Raw genomic sequence first — 19,908 nt, 5'->3', positions numbered from 1 at the left:
CCGTATCCCGGTCCCGCCCGGATGTATCGTTACGACACTTTCGGCTCAGTCGGCTCAGTCGCCATACGGTATCCACACGTTCTTGACCTGCACGGCCTGCCGCAAGAACGGCCGGCCTTCGCTCGATGCATCGAACCAGTCGAACTGGCGGCCATAATCGACGAACGTCCGCTTCAGATTGCCGACCGATTCGCGCTCCACCAGCGTCGAATCCGCCGCGCTGCCGAAGCACCAGAGCGCGTCTACGTCGTCGTGTCTGGCGAGCGCGGGCAGCAACGCGTCGCGCTCGCCGGTGACGATATTCAGCACCCCGCCGGGCACGTCCGATGTTTCGGCCACCTGATAAAAGTCGGTGACCGTCAGCGGCGACGCGGCACTCGGCAACACCACCACGCGGTTGCCCATTGCGAGCGCGGGGGCCACGAGCGACACGAAGCCGAGCAGCGGCGCTTCATCCGGGCATGCAATGCCGATCACGCCGAGCGGTTCGTGCATGGCCAGCGCCACGCCGCGCAACGGCGGCGTATGCACGGCGCCGTCGAATTTGTCGGCCCACGCCGCATACGTGAAGAAACGCGCGACCGCGGCCTCGACTTCAGCGTGCGCGGCAGCGTGCGTCGCGCCGTTTCGCAGGACCAGCTGGCGCGCGAATTCGTCTGCGCGGACTGCCAGGTTTTCCGCGAGATAAAACAGCACCTGCGCGCGGTTATGCGTGCTCGCCTGCGACCACTTTTGCGCGCTGCGCGCCGCTTCAACCGCATTGCGAATGTCCTTGCGATTGCCCTCGCCCACTTCGCCGACGAGCGTGCCGTCCGGCGCGAACACAGGCAGCGAATAGCCGCTGTCGGGCCGCGCCTGCTTGCCGCCGATGAAGAGCTTGGCCGTGCGGTCGATCGCCGTGACATTCGACAGCGTTTGCGTTGCGTCCCGTTCTTCGGCGACACGCGCCTGCTCGCGCCCGGCAAGATTGAGCCAGACACGCGGTTTCAGATATTCGTACAAGCCCTCACGCCCGCCTTCGCGACCATAGCCCGATTCACGGTAGCCTCCAAAGCCGACCGCCGCGTCGAACAGATTGGTTGCGTTGATCCACACCACGCCGGATGCGAGACGGGGCGCCACGTCGAGCGCACGGCCGATGGTCTCGCTCCACACGCTCGCAGCAAGCCCGTAGCGGGAGTTGTTGGCGAGCGCAATGGCTTCATCGGGGGTGCGAAAGCTCATCGCGACGAGCACCGGGCCGAAAATCTCCTCCTGCGCGAGCGCGGAAGCGGGCGCGACGCCGGTCACGAGCGTCGGCGGATAAAAGCAGCCTGTGGCGGGTAGCGACGCAGCGGGCGATTGCCAGACCGCGCAACCCTCGCGGCGTCCTGCTTCGACGAGGGACTCGATGCGCTCGCGTTGCACCGGGTCGACAATCGCGCCGATGTCGATGCTCTTGTCGAGCGACGTACCCACGCGCAGCGTCTCCATGCGGCGCTTCAGTTTCGCGATAAAGCGTGCTTCGATGCCCTCCTGCACGAGCAGACGCGAACCTGCGCAGCACACCTGCCCCTGGTTGAACCAGATCGCGTCCACGACGCCTTCCACCGCGCCGTCGAGGTCGGCGTCATCGAACACGATGAACGGTGATTTGCCGCCCAGTTCGAGTGTCAGCGACTTGCCGGAGCCAGCCGTCACCGTCCGGATCAGACGGCCCACTTCCGTCGAACCGGTGAACGCGATCTTGTCCACGTCCGGGTGCTCGACGAGCGCGGCGCCGGTGCTGCCGTCGCCGGTCACCACATTCAGCACGCCCGCGGGCAGACCGGCGCGATGCGCCAGTTCGGCAAAGAGCAGCGCGGTGAGCGGCGTGTACTCAGCAGGCTTCAGCACCACGCAATTGCCGGTCGCAATGGCCGGCGCGATCTTCCATGCGAGCATCAGCAGCGGGAAATTCCATGGCACGATCTGGCCGACCACGCCAAGCGGCGCATAGTCCGCAAACTCGCTTTCCTGCAACTGTGCCCAGCCGGCGTGATGCAGAAAATGCCGGGCGACGAGCGGCACGTCGATGTCGCGCGTCTCGCGAATCGGCTTGCCGTTGTCGAGCGCTTCGAGCACCGCGAACAGGCGGCTGTGCCGTTGCACCATCCGCGCGAGTGCGTACAGGTGACGCGCGCGGCCTTTTCCGCCCAGCGCCAGCCATGCCGGCTGCGCGGCTCGTGCGGCGGCGACCGCGGCGTCAACATCGGCTGCATCACCTTGCGCAATCTCGGCGAGCTGATCGCCCGTCGCCGGTGCCCGCGAGGCGAAAAACTCACCGCTTGCGGGTGCCTGCCACGCACCGCCGATAAAATGCCCGAGCTTCGCGTCATGGTCCGCGAGCCACGCGCGCGCGGGTTGATCGTCCTCGGGTGCGGGACCGTACTCCATCGATGAAAAATACTCAGCTACGCTCATGAGATCGGTCTTCTGTTCAGGCTACGGGGTGACGGTTGAAAGCGGAGTAACGGCCGCTGACGTAATGTTCGAGCTGACGTTCGATGTCGGCGAGCAGACTCGACGCCCCAATGCGGAACAGCTCGGGTTCGAGCCACGGGCGGCCGAGTTCTTCTTTCATCAGGATCTGGTACGACAGCACCGACTTCGCGCTCGACACGCCGCCTGCCGGCTTGAAGCCGATCAGCACGCCAGTGCGCTCATGAAATTCGCGGATCATGCGCACCATCACGAGCGACACGTCGAGCGTCGCGTTCACGCCTTCCTTGCCGGTGGACGTCTTGATGAAGTCGGCGCCCGCCATCATGCAGACCATCGACGCGCGCGCCACGTTGGAGAGCGTGCGGATGTCGCCCGTGGCGAGGATCGCTTTGAGGTGCGCGGGACCGCACGCGGCGCGAAACTCGCGCACTTCGTCGTACAGGGCCTGCCAGTTGCCCGTCAGCACGTGTTCGCGCGTGACCACGATGTCGATTTCCTGCGCGCCATCCGCGACCGACGCTTCGATCTCTTTCAGCTTCAACGGGTGCGGGATCAGTCCGGCAGGAAAACCGGTGGATACGGCCGCGACGGGAATATTGCTGCCGTGCAGCGCGTCGACTGCCGCCGCGACGAAGCGGTGATAAACACACACCGCGCCGGTCGTGATGCCTTGCGGGGCGATGCCGAGCGCTTCGAGCAGGTCGGCCCGCACCGGTTGCCGCGCCTTCGCGCACAGACGTCTCACGCGGCCTTCAGTGTCGTCGCCGCTCAGCGTGGTCAGGTCGATGCAGGTCACCGCCTTCAACAGCCACGCGGCCTGCGCATCCTTCTTGACGCTGCGGCGCGTGCCGAGGGTGGCTGTGCGGCGCTCCACTGCGGACTGGTTGACCCGCAGACCGTCGAGCCACGATGCGTCGAACGGCATGCCGGGGTTTCGGGCCGGATGAACGAGCGGCGCGCCGCGCAACGCGACGACCGACGAAGACACTGAGAGATCGGGCATAAAGCTTCCGGAAATATGACGCGGCGCACAACGTCGCCGACTACCTGTTCGCGCTTATGCTACAACGATTGATAGAATCATAACAAGCTTTACGACGTAATCGTTACATCGGCATGCATCAGGCCGCCGTGTGACAGGCGCATGTTATTGACGCACCATTCACAGTGCGAAGATTGCAACATCATTGACCGCGTCGGGCTGGCAGTCGGCGGCGGGCGCCGCTTCCTTGCTGCCGCTGTGTCTGACTTTTTTGTGTCTATGGCATGGCGATTGCGCGACACAGTGACCTATCCGACCCCACGCGCCCGCCGCTATGGCTACAGTTCTTCTTGTCGACGACGAATTCGAGCACCTCTGGGCGCTGCAGATCGCTATGGAGGCCGCCGGCCACCGCGTTCTGACAGCAGAAAACGGTGAGCGCGCGCTGCTCGCCGCCACCCGGCACCTGCCCGATCTGATCGTGACGGACTGGGAAATGCCTGTCATGGATGGCCTGGAACTATGCTCCCGGCTTACCTGCTACCCGTCGTTTGCGCACATCGGCATTGCCATGCTTTCCGCGCAGATGAAGCCGGCCGTGCTGCCGCCAGGCTGTCATGCGTTTTTTCAAAAGCCTGTGAACACGACCGAACTTCTGCGTGTGACGAGCTCATTCCTGACGCGTCGGTTGAGCGCAATCAGCGCGAGCCGTCCGGTGGACGTCGCCATCAGCCGGCCGCATTGGCCGGCGCTTGCCGCGAAATGGTGGGCTTGACAGACGCGGCTGGACTTGCAGAGAACCGCCGACCCTCGCCGGCGTGCCGTGACGCGCTCGCCGCGAGCGGCGAGGCGTCTTCCGGCTAGGCAGCCGCTGGGGTCAACGTGACCGAGATCCGCGCTTCGGTATCGGTAAATCGGCCTTCCAGCAACCCGTCATGGCCTTTGACGATCGCGCTGGCGATAAACAGCCCGAGGCCCAGGCCGCCGCGATTGAGCGGATTGTCGAGCGAGCCGCTCTTGAATGGGTCGGTGAGCCGCTCGAACGGCACCGTTGGCTTGCCGGTCAGCCGGTTTCTTACTTCGATGGTGCGGTTTGCGCCGTCGGCGAGCGCGATCAGTTCGATGGGATGCTTGGTGTCGCCGTGCTGGCGCGCGTTGCCGATCAGATTCGTGAGCGCCTGATTGAAGCGGTCGGGGTCGATGAACGCGTCGCCGAGATCGTCGGCGAACTGCGCGGAGATATTGATGCCCGGATGCGCAAGCCGGTTCTGATCGACGATCGATTCCAGCAGATCCTTCAACGGCACATGCTCGCGTTTGAGACCCAGCCCGACGCCGGAACGGATACGGCTCACATCCAGAATGTAGTTGATCAGCGACTGCATGCGGCGCGTGGAGCCTTCCACCCGCCGCGCGGTGTCATTGGACGAAGCGAGACCGCGGCCCATCAGTTGCACGGCCATGTTGATCGCCTGCAGCGGATTGCGCAGATCGTGGCCGAGCGTGGCGAGCAGCGTGGTCCGCGCGCGCTCCGCTTCGCGCATCCGGTGCAGCGCGACGTCCTGCAGGATCGCGCGCAATTCCCGCGCGGCGGTCTGGTCCATTTCGGTCCACTCGCGTGAGTGCCCGCGCACCGTCTGCTTCCAGACTTCGAACGAGCCGCGCGGCGTCAGGCGCGGACCGTTCGGGCCATGCGCGACGACCTTGTCCGGCGGTCCGGCCCAATTGATCGTTTCTACAAGTTCGTCGCGCAGCCAGACGATCGTGATGCGCGCGTCGCCGACCATCTGGATCGCGAGACATCCGGCTGCGATGCCAGCCGGCGTATGGATCGGCCCGGCGCCCGGCAGGCCCGTCATGAGGGATGGCGTGACGAACAGATCCTGACGCGTGGCGGCCATGTGATCCGCGAGCGCCCACAGCGCCTCACGGTCGCCCACTACGGCGTTGCCGAGCGCGATCACCTCACGGTCGACGATCGCCACCACCGACTCGCTATCGACCAGCGCGGCGACATCATGCGCGGCGACGACGAGCCCGGCAAGCGGATCGTCGGCCTGGACCATTTCGGTAGCGATGCGCGTGCGCAGGTCGTGCACGCGCCGGTCGTGTTGAGCGCGCTGCTTCGCCTCGATCTGCGAAATCAGGATCGACACCACCTGCGTGAGCACCGTGCAGGACAGCCGTACCGCATGCGACGCACGGTAGTCCGTCATGTGATGGCAGGCAAAGAGACCCCACAGCTTGCCGTCGAGAATGATGGACACGCTCATCGACGCGCCCACGCCCATGTTCTTCAGATACTCGATGTGGATGGGCGAAACGCTTCTCAACACCGCGAAGCTGAAGTCGTAAGGACCGCCGGACACCGGATGCTGCGGCGGAACGAGCGGGACCGGCGCCGCATCCACGGAAGCAATGGTGCGGATCGGATTGAGCACGTAAAGACGCCGGGCCTGCGCCGGGATGTCGCTTGCAGGATAGCGTTGACGCAGATACGGAGTCAGATCGTCGCGGCGTGCTTCGCCGATCACCTCGCCGCTGCCGTCGCTCAGGAAGCGATAGCCCATTACGCGGTCGAAACCGGTCATGGAACGGATGGCTTCGGCGGCCGCCTGCAGCAAACCTTGCACGTCGGTATGGCCACTCGCCTGCAGGCGCTGGATCGCGCGCTGTGAAAATAGCGCGTACTGCGAGGCGGCCGGCGATTTCGGTGAAAGCTGTTCGAATTCCGCAATCAGCATATCGCCCGACCAATGCGCGATCAGATCGAAGCGGTGGCCGCCCACGCCGTTGCACTCGACGCTTTCGTTGTCCAGATCCCGGTCGGCGAGCGCCACGCGCAACGTCTGGCGGGAAAGGGGCGTGAGGTGCTGTTCGGTAACAGGTTCACCAATGCCGGGGAGTGGCCCAAGCCATTGCGATGCGTTTTCGCTGTGCGCCAGAAGATGACCGGCCTGATCGAAGCACAGCAACGCGCCGTGGGGCTGAATGAGGCCTAACGCGTGGATGGGCTCCTGGTCGCAATTGGCGACGTTCTCCGAAAGCTGTGAATTCTCCATCTCAGCAATATATCGTGCCGGCCACGAAAGTTAAACCGCCAGACCGGCCTTGCACCTGTACTTTTCCAGTGCAAATGGACTATTGCATAAACATGCCATTTCGGCGTCTCGACGACGATGTTGAAGACGAAGTGCCCACGCTGGAACATCACGAAGCAGCCGTTTGAATCAGCGCCGGAAGTATATGGCGACGAAGCCGGGGTTGCCCGCGGTTGCACCGCTCTGCGGGATGCCCTGCTCTTCCAGGACCGTCTGGCCGGATGCGTTCTGCAAGATGCGCAGGTAGACCTGGGTTGGATTGGCCGGCTGGGTGCTATCCAGATAGCCCTGCGCCGACAGCATTGCGCTGGCCTGCGCAGTGGTGAGCTGGCGATCGACGATGTTGACCGTGGTGGACGGATTGCCGTCGAACACGTTGTCGGTGAAGCTTCCGTTCGCAGCGACGGTCAACGTGGAGGAAGGCGACGGCGCGCCTTCGGCCTTCGCGCCGCAGTTCTCCCAGCCGTCGAATACTGCCGTCGAAGCACCGAGCGCTTCCCACGTCTGTAACGGCGCGGCAGACACGGTCCAGCTACCGTCGAGCAGAACGGCGGCACTCTTGATATTCACCCCCGCGTTCACGCCGGTCAGCGTGCCGATCGTATTGCCCGGCGCGGACACGCAGGCAATGCCCGCCCCCGGGAAAGCGGCCGGACGATAGGTCGATGCAAGCGCATTGTCGCCGGGCGTAACGAGCGGCGCGGCCACGGGACTGATCATCACGACGCTGGCGGCGTTGGCGCCGGTCGTCAGCGAAAGCGAAACCGGTGCAACGCTGCCAAGCAGCACGCTCGCGGGATAAGCCGTCGCCATGGCAGCAGGCGGCGGATTGCCGGCTGGGGCGCCGCCGGCCTCTGCGCTGCTGCCGCCGCCCCCACCGCCGCACGCCGCCAGCATCACGGCCAGTGACAATGATGCCGCGCTAGCGCAAGCCGCGAATGCGCCGTTGCGCCCGCGCAGTGACGACGGGCGGCGCTGCGTCGCCGCGCTTCCTTGCACGAGTCTGTCGCGCGGCTTCACGGCTGCGGCAACAAGGTGGCGGATACGCTCTTCGCATTGGCGGTGAAGACGTTATCCGCGTCCAGCTGCAACAGGTAACCCTGACTGACCAGCGCATTCGCCGCGGCCGTCACTGCCGCCTGGTAGGTGGAACGACTGCCGTTATACAGCGTGGCGAGTGTCGCCCGTGGGTCGGTGCCGCCTGCCTGCGCCGCAGCGTTCACTGCGAACGGAATAGCCGCGCCGTTGGACGTGCAGATATCCCCGATGGCATGACCCGCCCCGCGCAGATTCCATCCGGTGTAGGTAGCGAGCGGAACGCTGACGTCGGGAATGCGTACCCCCGTGGTTTCATTGCCGTTCGCATCGACCTTCGGCTCGAGAATCGTGTACTGCTGCGCGGTGTTCACGACCGGAACCGCGTTGCTGTAATCGGTCACGAACAACTGGTTGTACTCACCCGTGAAGTTGACCGCGAGCGCTGTCGGCGTGGCGGCCGTGCCGCTCGGCACCGTAATGTTCGCGAGATTCGGAAAACCGATCTGCGTGGGCGCGACGAGCGTGCCCGATGCAACGGTCGGGTACTGCGATGGAGGCGGTGTCGTGCCCATTCCAACCCAGTTGACGAGCGCCGGTATCAACGCGCGCTCCACCGGCGTTTCTTCGACCGGCGAGCCGGGAAACTGACACAGGCTGCCAGGCGTCGGCACCACCATGTTGCCGGTGGTGACGCCGTTGCCGCCACCGTGCTGCGTGCCCGGCACCAGGTAATAGCGCACGTTGGACGGCAACGGAATGTCGTTGCCGCGCCCATCTGTCACGACCAGCGACGCCGCGCCGCCCCACCATTCGAATGCGCCGTCGAGCTGCATGATCTTCGGGCAGGTGTTAGTGGCGGTGCACTGTTTGAGCAGCCCGTCGGTGGCCCCGCTTACCGGATCGGTCATGGTGCTGTACGTGAACGGGAACTGGAAGCCCGGCATGAAGTGGTCTTCATGCTGTTTGGACCACCGGCCCGGCTGCGCAAATGCGGTATTGGTCCATGTGCGGCGAGCCGCCGAGATGATCGGGAACATCCCGTCGAACACGATCTTGCCGTTCGCATCCACATTGAAGCCCTGGTACAGGAAGTCTTTCATGAAGCGGCCGGACTGCGAAATCCCCTCGCCGATCGCCACGTCGAAATTCGTGCTCGTCGAACACGACGACGCGGCGCAACCCGCACCTTTCAGGTCGTTCAACGGATTGGCTACGCCCTGCGCGTCCGTCTTGTTGTAGCGAAGGAATGAAATCAGGTCGCGTAGCGCGGCAAAACCAATCCCATCGACGGTCGGCGCAGCAGCCTGATACACGAAGCTGTAGATCGTGCCGGCGTCGGGCGGCACGCTCGTGCCTTTCGGTCCCGGCACGGTCGCAGGCGGCGTGAACGTGACCGAGTAGTTGCCTTCATAAACATTATTCGGTGTACTGACGTAACTCCAGTTCGAAACCGGCACGGACGGCGCCGAATAGGTTTCCACGCCGCCGGGATTGCTGCCATAAGCGGTCAGCCATGACTGCCGCGCCGTGAAGGTGACCGAGGTCTTGTCGTTCAGATTGGCCGGCGGGTAGGTCAGCGGAATCGTGGTCGGCGGCCCGCCCGCGTAATCCGGAATGAACTCCTCGCGGCTGAGCGCGGTCATTGGCGTGCCATCCTTGTTGGTCGCCACCGGGAAGCTCACGCCGAGCAATCCCGCGCCTGCCGTGGTCGGATTGCCGGTCAGCGGCACGTCACCCTGCCAGCCGCTCCATACCACCGTGTAGCCGTTGCGCAGCATCGACGGGAACGTGCTGCCCGGTGCCGCGCCTGTGTCGAGCGCGCCGCCGCCGATGAACGACGCCGTTCCCAGTTTGCTGCCGCGATTCACGACATCGTAGAAGAGCACGCGTTTGGCGGCGGACGCGGATTGCGGCCGCAGAATCACGACATCGGTGGAATAGGCCACGTAGCCGTCCGCGCCCACCGGCGCATTCTTGATATTGACGATACCTGCATTCAGCGGACTGTTCGGATCGAGTTCGCCGTGCACCACTGCCGTGATGACCTGATAGGGACCGGCGGCGCCCGCGGGCGTCGCGCCGCCGAACGCCGGCGCGCTGGAGAGAATCTGGAAACTGTTGATGAAGCCGGCGCCCTTGTAAGGCGGCGGGGTCGTGATGTTGTCGCTGTGCCCGCAGCCCGCGGCGAGCATTGCCGCCGCACCCGCTAATGTTAGCGATCCTAAAGACATGGACTTCATTTCCATCCTCCCTTGAGCACACGCACCACGGCGGATCCGGCAAAGGTCACCCGGTGAGGTCTGCCGGATGGAGGCCGACTGTCATGAAGCTTGCGTCCACCCTAAAAAATGCATTAACTGCCGACAATGTATACGTAGACTGCGATTTCGTATTCTATGAACCGGTTCGAGAAACACCAAACTATCGTTTACACTCAACCCGGAATGGCCGGCGAATAACCAAACAATCGGAAAATTTGCTATGACGACCAGGTTGACGCGCGTGGACCAGTTGCGGGAATCGATCGAGGAAGGCATTGCGACTGGTGCGCTCGTGCCCGGCGCGCCGCTCGACGAAGCCGAACTGATGGCTCAGTTCCAGGTGTCGCGAACACCGGTTCGCGAGGCATTGCTGCAGCTTGCAGCGGGCGGCATGGTGGAGCTGAGACCGCGCCATGGCGCGGTGGTCGCGGAGATCAGCCTGCACCGGCTGGTCGAGATGTTCGAAGTCATGGCCGAGCTGGAAGCCATGTGCGGGCGGCTTGCCGCGCGGCGCATGACCGCGTCGCACATCGACGCGTTGCGGGCTGCGCATCTCGCATGCGCCGCTGCCGTGGACGCCAACGACCCGGACGGCTACTACCACCTGAACGAACAGTTTCACTTCGAAATTTACGAAGGCAGTCACAATAGTTTCCTTCACGACCAGGCCAAGGCGCTGCACCGGCGCCTGCGGCCCTACCGGCGTCTGCAATTGCGCGTGAAGGGTCGCATGGGCGCATCGTTCGCCGAGCATCAGGCCGTGGTCGACGCGCTCGCAGGCGGCGACGGCGAAGCCGCCGCAGCCGCATTGCGCGGCCACGTGATGGTTCAGGGAGAGAAGTTCGGCGACCTGATCGCGGCGTTGGCCCAAGCGAAGGCGGAGCCCGCGTTTCGCTGAATCGCACCGCGACAGGCGTCTCCCGGCAGGCGCAAAACCTGCTACTCCGGTCTCCACTGATCGCTGGCGTCACCCCGGCACCTATGCCGGATGCGGCGCCATGCAACAGGTTTTCAACGGCTCAATCGGGTGGCCGTCCGCACACGCAACGCAAACCTGCGGACTCCTGTGCCCCTCATCTGTCGACTCGTACAAGGAGAATAACGATGACCCTGGTCATTTATCTGGTGGGCTGGATCATTCTGATTGGCGGTGTGTCCTGGGCGCTCGTCGCCATGCACGTCGCGCAACACACCATCATGATCGTCGACGTGATCATGCTCGGCGTCGCGGTGATCACCGGCGCGACGCGGGCACGCAGCCGCGATCGCTGACCACGGCGCGCGGGAAGCCCGCGCATGACGCCTTCGCGTCGCAGTACCTGTTATTCTTGCGACTCTCCGACCGTCACAAGGTCGCCTGCCGCCTTCGGGCGGCGCTCCCAAGCGGCGCTTGCGCGCCCGGCATCCGAGAGACAGGAATCTGCATGTTCGGTTTTTTGCGCGGCTTTTTTTCCAACGACCTGGCCATCGATCTTGGCACGTCGAACACCCTGATCTATATGCGCGGCAAAGGTGTCGTGCTGGACGAACCTTCGGTGGTGTCGATCCGTCAGGAAGGCGGTCCGAACGGCAAGAAGATCATTCTGGCCGTCGGCAAGGAAGCAAAACAGATGCTTGGCAAAGTGCCAGGCAACATCGAGGCGATCCGCCCAATGAAAGACGGCGTGATCGCCGATTTCAACATCACCCAGCAGATGATCAAGCGCTTCATCCAGATGGCGCACGAGTCGCGGCTGTTCGCGCCGTCGCCGCGGATCATCATCTGCGTGCCGTGCGGCTCCACTCAGGTGGAGCGGCGCGCGATCAAGGAGGCGGCGCATAGCGCCGGCGCGTCACAGGTCTATCTGATCGAGGAGCCGATGGCCGCGGCGACCGGCGCAGGGCTGCCCGTTTCGGATGCGACGGGGTCGATGGTGGTGGATATCGGCGGCGGCACCACGGAAGTCGGCGTGATCTCGCTGGGCGGCATTGTCTACAAGGGTTCGGTGCGCGTGGGCGGCGACAAGTTCGACGATGCGATCGTCAACTACATTCGCCGCAACTACGGCATGCTGATCGGCGAGCAGACCGCGGAGGCGATCAAGAAGGAAATCGGCTCGGCGTTTCCGGGTTCCGAGGTCAAGGAGATGGAGGTCAAGGGGCGCAACATGTCCGAGGGCATTCCGCGCAGCTTTACGGTATCGAGCAACGAGGTGCTCGAAGCGCTGACCGATCCGCTCAATCAGATCGTCTCGGCGGTGAAGATCGCGCTCGAACAGACGCCGCCCGAACTGGGCGCGGACATCGCGGAACGCGGCATCATGCTGGCGGGCGGCGGCGCCTTATTGCGCGATCTCGACCGTCTGCTCGCGGAAGAAACCGGCCTGCCGGTGTTCGTCGCCGAGGCGCCGCTCACGTGCGTGGTGCGAGGCTCCGGCATGGCGCTCGAACGCATCGACAAATTCGGCGGCGCTTTTTCCTACGATTGACGCAACGCGTGGCGTGTTGAACAACACGCCGTCCGGCACACGCGGCGTATCGCTCAGGACACGAACGGCAGCTTGCTGTCGCGCGCTGCGGCAAGCATGGAGAGGGTGATCTTGCGCACTTCCAGCTTGCTTTGCGTGATATGCGCGCGCAGCAGGATAAGCGCTTCAGTGAGCCGGCCACGCTCGATCAGATTGAGCATGGTGGAATGTTCGTCATAGGTCGCACTGGTGCGGTGCGGCTTCAGAAAATCCAGTCGGCGCACAATCCGGATGCGTTCGGTCACCTCGTTATGCACGCGCAGCATCTCCAGATTGCCCGTGGCCGCAATCAATTGACGGTGGAAGTTCTCGTCCATGCCGAACATTTTCACGGGGTCGGTTTCGCGCTGCTCCGGCTCGACGCACCATACCGCCTTCAATGCCTCTACCGCCTGATAGGCAAGGTCGCCGCCCGCCCCTAGCCGCTCGACGGCGGCCACTTCCAGCACGATGCGCAAGTCGTAAAGCTGGTCGAGTTGATCGAAATTAATCGGCGACACTTTCCAGCCGCGCCGGAAACCCACTTCCAGATAGCCCTCGCGTTGCAGGCGAAACAGACCATCGCGCATGGGCGTGCGCGATACGCCGTAATGCTGCGCAATGCCGTTCTCTGAAAAACGGTCGCCGGGAAAAAGGCGAAAGCTGAAGATATCGCTTTTCAGCTGCTGATACACCTGCTCCGCCAGCGGATTCGCGGGCGCGGGCGCGGCCGGACCTGCGGGCGTGTCGTGCGGGCCTCGCGTGGCGTCGTCGGCCGGTGTCTCCAGCAGGTTCGTTGGGTCGTCGTTCATGGAGCCAGTCCGTTTTTTCTTATTATCGGCGTTTCAGGGCGCAGCGATAAGACTCACATGAGCGGCAACGATTTTCCAGCCCTCCACGGGACCGAAATTCACCCACGTTTGCATCTGACGGCCGAGCAGCGTGGTGGCGTCGCTCGTGAATTCCGTACTGACGGTCGCATAGTCGGCGCCGAACGTGGTGACTACCGTTCGATGCAGGGTGCGCGATTTCGGCACCGGCTCGCAGCGCTCGCGCCATGCGCGGATCGCGTCGCCGCCGTGCTGGACTTCCGCAATGCCGTAGCGCACCGTTTGCGGCGTGTGCCAGAACAACGCATTCATGGCTGCGATATCGTTATCGACCAGTGCACGTTCGTATTCGATAAAGGCCGCCTGCACCTGCGCCACCACTTCGGGCCGGTTAACTTCCATGCTCGTGGGTTCCCTGGAGTGTCATGAGAGAAACAAGCGGCGCGGTCCAGCCGACAATGCCGCCTTGCGAGCGCAGCATCTCGAGCGTCGCCTGTTTGAATGCGGGGAAATAGCTGGCGGTCGCATCTTCCACGAGGAGGGAGTCGAAACCTCGGTCGTTCGCTTCGCGCATCGACGTTTGCACGCACACCTCCGTGGTAACGCCCGCAAAGATCAGATGCGTGATGCCGCGCATCGCCAGTTCTTCGCCAAGGCGCGTGGCGTAGAACGCGCCTTTGCCCGGTTTGTCGATCACGAGTTCGCCGGCCATAGGCTCGAGCGCTTCGATGATCGCGTTGCCCGGCTCGCCGCGAATCAGAATGCGGCCCATCGGACCCGCGTCGCCAATGCGTGCATTCGGCGCGCCGCGCAGACGTTTTGCGGGCGGGCAATCCGACAGATCCGGCGCATGCGACTCGCGCGTGTGAACGACGAGCCAGCCTTGCTCGCGAGCAAGGGCCAGCAGCGCGGCGACGCTCGGCACGATTTCCGCGAGCAGCGATACGTCGTTGCCGAGCGACTCGCCAAAGCCGCCTGGCTCGATAAAATCGCGCTGCATGTCGATGATGATCAGCGCCGTTTTCGCAGGTGCGAACGTGAACGGGCCGGGCTGCGCGTCGATGGTCAAGGTGCTGGCCTGTGTCATTCGAGATTCATCCGCAGTTTCATCCGATGGCTTCCTTCATTTTCTCAGCGGAACTGACGGGTCGTGCCGGCGTGTCGCCGTGGCCAGCCATATGTTGTCCCAACACCGTGCGGTCCGCGCGCGCCGCGGACGTTTCGAACACCAGTTCGCCCTCGGCGATCACCATGATGCGGTCGGCCAGTTCGAGCAGTTCGTCGAGATCTTCGCTGACCAGCAGCACGGCCGCGCCCGCGTCGCGCGCCGCCATCAGGCGCGCGTGAATATCGGCCACGGACGCGAAATCGAGGCCGAACACGGGATTCGCGACAATCAGCACGTCCACCGCTTGCCCGAGTTCGCGTGCGAGCACGGCGCGCTGCACATTGCCGCCGGACAACGTGCCGATCGCACGCTCCGGCACGGGCGGACGCACGTTGAACTCGGCGATCCGCTGCACTGCGCGCTCGCGCATGGCCCGGCGGTCGAGCCACCAGCCCGCGCGCCGCAACGGCTCACGATCGAAGTCGCGCAGCGCCAGGTTCTGCGCAACGCTCATCGCCGCCACGCACGCGTTTTTCAGCGGCTCTTCGGGAATCGCGAATACCCGGCGTTGTGTCATCTGCTCGCGCGTGGCGTGATACGGCTTGCCGGCGATCTGCATATCGCCTGTCTTCACACGACGCTGGCCGACCAGCGCTTCGACCAGTTCTTTCTGGCCGTTGCCGGACACGCCGGCGAGGCCGAGGATCTCGCCGGCCCGCACAGAGAGCGCGACGTGCCTGACCGCCATGTGGCCGCGATCATCCTCGACCGAAACATCGCGCAGCGCGAGACGCACCGGCGCGCTTGCGTCGACCGGTTTGCGCTGCACGCGCTCCTCTTTCACGGCCGCCATGACGGACTCGTCGTTGACCGCAAGGGCGTCTTTCGCAGCATGCGTCGCGACCGTGCCCATCATCCATGCTGCGAGCTGGTCGCGGCTCGTGGCAGCCACTGCGCACGTTCCCACCTGACGCCCTTTGCGCAGCACGGTGACGTCGTCGGCATAAGCCATCACTTCGCGGAACTTGTGCGTGATCATCAGGACGGTCAACTCGCCGCGCGTGGTGAGCTCGCGCATCAAGCCGAGCACTTCGTCTGCTTCCTGCGGCGTCAGCACGGACGTCGGTTCGTCGAGAATCAGAAAACGCTGTTGCAGGTACAGCTGCTTGAGGATTTCGAGCTTCTGCTTTTCGCCTGCCGCGAGTCCGGCCACGGGGGCCTCGAGCGGCAAGCGGAACGGCATGCGCTGCATGAACGCCGCCAGTGCACCGCGCTCCGCTTTCCAGTCGATTTTCCACGGCATCCGGCCACGCGCGAGCAGCAGATTTTCTTCCACCGACAAACCCGACGCGAGCGTGAAATGCTGATACACCATGCCGATGCCGAGCGCCTGTGCGTCGCGCGGCGACGTGATGTGAACCTCGCGGCCGTCCGCGGCGATCTGCCCATCGTCGAGCACGCCGTAGCCGACGAGCCCTTTGACGAGCGTGCTCTTGCCCGCGCCGTTCTCGCCGAGCAGCGCGTGCACCGTGCCGGCCTTGACCTTGATCGATACGCCATCCAGGGCGCGAAACGCGCCGAACGATTTGCCCGCGTTCAGCACTTCCACACCGAGCGCTTTCGGAGTGCTCGACATGTCAGCCGCCCAGCGTCGCAAGGAGCGCGCGTGAGTCCGACACCGTGCCGAATACACCGCCTTGCATCGTGATCATGTGCAACGCGGCGTCGTGATTGCTCTTATCGGTCGCGCCGCAGCAGTCGGCCAGCACCGTGCATTCGAAGCCGCGGTCGTTGGCTTCGCGCATCGTGGTGTGCACGCACACGTCGGTGGTGATGCCGGTAAGCACCAGATTGACGATGCCGCGCGTGCGCAGGATCAGTTCCAGATCCGTCGCGCAGAACGAGCCTTTGCCTGGCTTGTCGAGCACGATTTCGCCGGGCATCGGCGCGAGTTCGTCGATGATCTCCCAGCCGGGCTCGCCGCGCACGAGAATCCGGCCGCATGGCCCGTCGTCGCCGATGCCCACGCCGTCAGTGCCCGCACGGCGGCTGCGCCAGCGCTTGTTGGCGGGCAGGTCGGACAGATCCGGCCGATGCCCTTCGCGGGTATGAATGATCGTGAAGCCGAGTTCACGCATGGGCTTCAGCACGCTTTTGATCGGCTCGATCGGTGCGCGCGTGAGCGACAGGTCGTAGCCCATCTTGTCGACATAGCCGCCGAGGCCGCAGAAATCCGTCTGCATGTCGATGATCATGAGCGCCGTATTCTCCGGCCGCAGGTTGCCGTCATAGGGCCAGGGATAGGGGTTTGCGTCGATATAGCGGTTCATGATCCGGCATGTCCTCGTGAGGTCGGTCGTAGTCGGTTCGGCGTGCATCCGCACAGCTCAGGTTGGCGCGCCCTTCGCGCCCTTCGCGCTCAACGCGTGAGGCTCAACTCGCCAGGGGCGCCCGCGAGCGTGCGATCCGGACGGCAATTCACAATCATGATCAGCAGCGTCAGCACGTACGGCGCGGCGTTGTACAGGTAGTAGCCGCTCGTGACGCCGATCGCCTGCAATGCGGGGCCGAGCGCACCGGCTGCGCCGAAGAGCAGCGCGGCCCACAGGCAGCGGATGGGTTGCCAGCGCGCGAAAATCACGAGCGCAACCGCCATCAGCCCTTGCCCGCTGGATAGCCCCTCGTTCCAGCTGCCCGGATAAACGAGCGACAGATACGCGCCGCCGATACCCGCAAACACGCCGCCCACCGCCGTCGCCGCGATACGCACCCGGGTGAGCGGATAGCCCATTGCGCGGGCCGTTTCCGCGTGGTCGCCGACGAGCCTGAGCACCATGCCCCAGCGCGTGTTGCGCAGGCCCCATTGCAGAACGAACGCCAGCACCACGCCAAGCAGGAACAGCAGGTTCAGATGCAGCGCATTGTGCAGTTGCGGCGATGAACTCCACGCGCCCAGATCGATGAATGGCAGCATCGGCGCCTGGGGTTCGATGAACGGCTTGCCCAGGTAAAACGCGAGTCCGGTGCCGAACAGCATCAACGCAATACCGAACGCGATGTCCGACACGCGCGGCAACGAACACACGAGGCCGTGCAGACAGCCGAGCAGCAATCCGACGAAGCCGGCAGCCAGCACGCCGAGCCACGGCGAACCGCTCAGAAATGCACCGGCATAACCGCTCATCGCGCCGGAAACCAGAATGCCTTCGAGACCGAGATTCACGCGGCCGCCCTTCTCGGTCAGGCACTCGCCGAGACTGACAAAAAGATAAGGTGTACTGACGCGGATCGCACCGGCGAACAGCGACAGCAGCAAAATGACAATGGGTGAATGCATGTCAGGCATGTGTCTGCTCCAGTTGCACGGGGAGATCGGCCAGTGCGGCAGCCTGCAATTTCACGCGCCACGCGGCGATGCGGCCGCCGAGCGCTTCCCACGCGAGCAGGTTCGCGAACAGCAACCCCTGGAGGACGAGCGTTGTGGCGTCGGGCAGATCGAGGCGCCGTTGCAGCAGACTGCCGCTTGCCTCGATGCCGCCGATCATCAACGCGCACGCAACGATCGCAAGCGGATTCTGGCGCGCGGCGAATGCGACGAGTATGCCTGCGTAGCCGTAACCGGCAAGCAGCGAGGCGTTCGCGCTGCCCTGCACCGCCGCAACTTCGAACATGCCGCCAAGCCCCGCCGCCGCGCCGCCGAGCGCACAGGCGGTCAGTGCAAGCACGTTGACCGGCAGGCCGACGAGCCGCGCGGCGCGATGACTGCCGCCCACCACGCGCATCGCGAAACCCTTCGTGCTGAACTTGACGAACACCCAGGCCGCGATGCACGCGACGACGCCCCAGAACAGGCCCCAATGCGTGTCGAGCCCGGGAATCGAACCGATCATCATTGCGTCGGGCACCGGCAGCGTGGACGGCTTGTTCAGGCTGGCGGGGTCGCGCAACGGTCCTTCGACGAGATGCTTGAACAGGGCGATCGCGATGTACGACATCAGCAGGCTGCTGATCGTCTCGTTGACGCCGCGCCATTGCCGCAACGCGCCCACCGCACCGATCCACACGCCGCCTGCCAGCATGCCGGCCACCGCCATCAACGGCGTGGCGATCAGCCAGGGCGTGCCGTGCGGCAGCATCTGCGGGACGATCGCCGCACACATGCCGCCGAGCGCGAGCGCGCCCTCGCCGCCGATCACGATCAGACCAACCTGCGCGGGTAGCGCGACGCACAGCGCGGTCAGCATGAGCGGCGACGCGCGCAGCAAGGTGCTTTGCCATGCGAACGAGGAACCGAATGCGCCCTGGAAGATGAGCCCGATCGCGTCGAGCGCGGGCTGTCCCTGCACGAGCAGGAAGAGCGCGAACAGCAGCAAGGTGCCGACGACGGCCAGCACGGTCGGCAGCGCAGGCAGGAGCGTCAACATTGCTCTTGCAGTCGGGGCATTGGGACGCATCGCGGCTCCTTTTCTGTCAAACACGATCGGGCGCGCTGACCATCAGATCTGGCCGACGACGCCTGCCACCAGATAGTTCATGCTCTCCAGCGTGTAGTCGGTCTGCGGATGGCTTGCGCCAGAGGCGATCGCGATGCCGCCTTTGTTGTCCTTCATCGGACCTTTGAAGATCACAAAGTTGCCCGCCACCATGCTGCTCTTGATCGAATCGGCGTTCTGCTTCGCGGCGGCATCGACTTTCGGACCATATGGCGACATCTTCACGAAGCCCTCCTTCAGGCCGCCGCGCAGCACGTTGGGTTGCGCCGCGCCGGACTGCGCGCCGCTCACCAGTTGCCGGTACGGTGTGGCCCAGTCCCATTCCGCACCGGTCAGATAGCCTTTCGGTGCGAGCGCCGCCTGGCTGGCGTGATAACCGCAGCTCATCGCGCCGCGTTTCTCCGCGGTCTCCACCACCACCTTCGGACCGTCGACGTGACAGGTCACCACGTCGCAACCCTGATCGACGAGACTGTTGGTCGCCTCCGCTTCCTTCACCGGCATCGACCAGTCGCCCGTGAAAATGACCTGTGTGGTGATCGACGGATCGACCGACTGCGCGCCGAGCGTGAATGAGTTGATATTGCGCAGCACCTGCGGAATCGGCTTGGCCGCGACGAAGCCGAGCTTTTTGCTCTTCGTCATGTGGCCGGCGACGACGCCGTTCAGGTACTGGCATTCGTCGATGTAGCCGAAATAGCTGGTGATGTTCGACGGGTTGCCCTGCTTCCACAAACCGCCGCAATGCGCGAAACGCACCTTCGGATATTTCGCTGCCATCTTCAAGACGTGCGGATCGAAGTAACCGAACGACGTCGCGAAGATCAGCGTCGCGCCGTCCTGCTCGATCATCGCTTCCATCGTCTTTTGCACGGCGATCGTTTCCGGCACGTTCTCTTCTTCCACGACCTTCACGTTCGGCATCTTTTTGATGACCGCGGCCGCCGCTGCCTGCGCCTGGTTGTAGCCGTAATCGTTGCGCGCGCCCACGTAGATCACGCCGACGGTCGTGTTCGGCGCGGCGAACACGGACTGGACAGGCAGAATATTGCCGAGCGTCAGCAGACTGGCGCTCTTGATGAAATTGCGGCGGCTGGTCATGGTGTCCTATTCCTGATCGGAGGGTTAATCAATGGTGGAGAGTGT

17 protein-coding genes are annotated in these 19,908 nt (G+C 64.2%); 4 read left to right on the top strand and 13 right to left on the bottom strand.

What is annotated here, in order from left to right; all coding sequences use genetic code 11:
* Window positions 1-54: 54 nt before the first annotated feature.
* A complete protein-coding gene (locus AAGS40_RS19590) occupies window positions 55-2,442 on the bottom strand; it encodes an aldehyde dehydrogenase family protein (protein ID WP_345816446.1) in 2,388 nt (795 codons plus the stop codon).
* A gap of 16 nt (window positions 2,443-2,458) precedes the next feature.
* The gene (deoC, locus tag AAGS40_RS19585) at window positions 2,459-3,466 is read right to left on the bottom strand and encodes a deoxyribose-phosphate aldolase (protein ID WP_345816445.1); all 1,008 of its coding nucleotides are present in this window, start codon (window positions 3,464-3,466) and stop codon (window positions 2,459-2,461) included.
* Between the two features lie 313 nt (window positions 3,467-3,779).
* Between deoC and AAGS40_RS19580 the strand changes: the two genes are divergently transcribed.
* Window positions 3,780-4,220, top strand: coding sequence for a response regulator (locus tag AAGS40_RS19580; protein WP_345816444.1), 441 nt, complete (start codon window positions 3,780-3,782; stop codon window positions 4,218-4,220).
* 85 nt (window positions 4,221-4,305) lie between these two features.
* On the opposite strand, the gene AAGS40_RS19575 is transcribed toward AAGS40_RS19580, so the two are convergent.
* The 3 genes from AAGS40_RS19575 to AAGS40_RS19565 all read right to left on the bottom strand — a co-directional run bounded on the left by AAGS40_RS19575 (window position 4,306) and on the right by AAGS40_RS19565 (window position 9,824).
* A complete protein-coding gene (locus AAGS40_RS19575; protein WP_345816443.1) occupies window positions 4,306-6,507 on the bottom strand; it encodes a GAF domain-containing protein in 2,202 nt (733 codons plus the stop codon).
* 168 nt (window positions 6,508-6,675) lie between these two features.
* A complete protein-coding gene (locus AAGS40_RS19570; protein WP_345816442.1) occupies window positions 6,676-7,458 on the bottom strand; it encodes a hypothetical protein in 783 nt (260 codons plus the stop codon).
* A 104-nt stretch (window positions 7,459-7,562) separates the two neighbouring features.
* On the bottom strand, window positions 7,563-9,824 hold the full coding sequence (locus AAGS40_RS19565; RefSeq protein ID WP_345816441.1) for an alpha/beta hydrolase domain-containing protein: 2,262 nt from the start codon (window positions 9,822-9,824) through the stop codon (window positions 7,563-7,565).
* Window positions 9,825-10,065: 241 nt separating this feature from the next.
* Here AAGS40_RS19565 and AAGS40_RS19560 point away from each other — a divergent pair, with 241 nt between their 5' ends.
* The 3 genes from AAGS40_RS19560 to AAGS40_RS19550 all read left to right on the top strand — a co-directional run bounded on the left by AAGS40_RS19560 (window position 10,066) and on the right by AAGS40_RS19550 (window position 12,313).
* Window positions 10,066-10,743, top strand: a complete 678-nt coding sequence (locus tag AAGS40_RS19560; RefSeq protein WP_345816440.1) for a GntR family transcriptional regulator — start codon at window positions 10,066-10,068, stop codon at window positions 10,741-10,743.
* Window positions 10,744-10,949: 206 nt separating this feature from the next.
* Window positions 10,950-11,117, top strand: coding sequence for a hypothetical protein (locus AAGS40_RS19555; protein WP_345816439.1), 168 nt, complete (start codon window positions 10,950-10,952; stop codon window positions 11,115-11,117).
* Window positions 11,118-11,269: 152 nt separating this feature from the next.
* Window positions 11,270-12,313: a rod shape-determining protein gene (locus AAGS40_RS19550; RefSeq protein ID WP_345816438.1), complete on the top strand. Its 1,044-nt coding sequence runs from the start codon at window positions 11,270-11,272 to the stop codon at window positions 12,311-12,313.
* 53 nt (window positions 12,314-12,366) lie between these two features.
* On the opposite strand, the gene AAGS40_RS19545 is transcribed toward AAGS40_RS19550, so the two are convergent.
* From AAGS40_RS19545 to AAGS40_RS19510, 8 genes are all read right to left on the bottom strand, one after another.
* Window positions 12,367-13,143, bottom strand: coding sequence for a GntR family transcriptional regulator (locus tag AAGS40_RS19545; RefSeq protein WP_345816437.1), 777 nt, complete (start codon window positions 13,141-13,143; stop codon window positions 12,367-12,369).
* A gap of 33 nt (window positions 13,144-13,176) precedes the next feature.
* Entirely contained in the window at window positions 13,177-13,563 is a 387-nt protein-coding gene (gene hpxZ, locus AAGS40_RS19540; protein ID WP_345816436.1) for an oxalurate catabolism protein HpxZ, read from the bottom strand.
* Complete coding sequence (locus AAGS40_RS19535; RefSeq protein WP_345816435.1) at window positions 13,553-14,248, bottom strand: isochorismatase family cysteine hydrolase; 696 nt, start codon at window positions 14,246-14,248, stop codon at window positions 13,553-13,555. The genes hpxZ and AAGS40_RS19535 overlap by 11 nt, the downstream gene beginning before the upstream one ends.
* A gap of 19 nt (window positions 14,249-14,267) precedes the next feature.
* Entirely contained in the window at window positions 14,268-15,905 is a 1,638-nt protein-coding gene (locus AAGS40_RS19530) for an ABC transporter ATP-binding protein (RefSeq protein ID WP_345816434.1), read from the bottom strand.
* 1 nt (window position 15,906) lies between these two features.
* Window positions 15,907-16,599, bottom strand: coding sequence for an isochorismatase family cysteine hydrolase (locus AAGS40_RS19525; RefSeq protein WP_345816433.1), 693 nt, complete (start codon window positions 16,597-16,599; stop codon window positions 15,907-15,909).
* An 89-nt stretch (window positions 16,600-16,688) separates the two neighbouring features.
* Window positions 16,689-17,615 carry an ABC transporter permease gene (locus tag AAGS40_RS19520; RefSeq protein WP_345816432.1) on the bottom strand — a complete coding sequence of 309 codons (927 nt, stop codon included), beginning with the start codon at window positions 17,613-17,615 and terminating at the stop codon, window positions 16,689-16,691.
* Window positions 17,608-18,723 carry an ABC transporter permease gene (locus AAGS40_RS19515; RefSeq protein ID WP_345816431.1) on the bottom strand — a complete coding sequence of 372 codons (1,116 nt, stop codon included), beginning with the start codon at window positions 18,721-18,723 and terminating at the stop codon, window positions 17,608-17,610. Before AAGS40_RS19515 ends, AAGS40_RS19520 begins: the two co-directional genes overlap by 8 nt.
* A 42-nt stretch (window positions 18,724-18,765) precedes the next feature.
* Window positions 18,766-19,863, bottom strand: a complete 1,098-nt coding sequence (locus AAGS40_RS19510; RefSeq protein WP_345816430.1) for a BMP family ABC transporter substrate-binding protein — start codon at window positions 19,861-19,863, stop codon at window positions 18,766-18,768.
* Window positions 19,864-19,908 lie beyond the last annotated feature (45 nt).

Source organism: Paraburkholderia sp. PREW-6R (genome assembly GCF_039621805.1).
In the GTDB taxonomy this organism is placed as follows: Bacteria; Pseudomonadota; Gammaproteobacteria; order Burkholderiales; family Burkholderiaceae; genus Paraburkholderia.
Note: the sequence above shows the minus strand (reverse complement) of the source record. Positions and strands in the feature narration are given on the sequence as shown.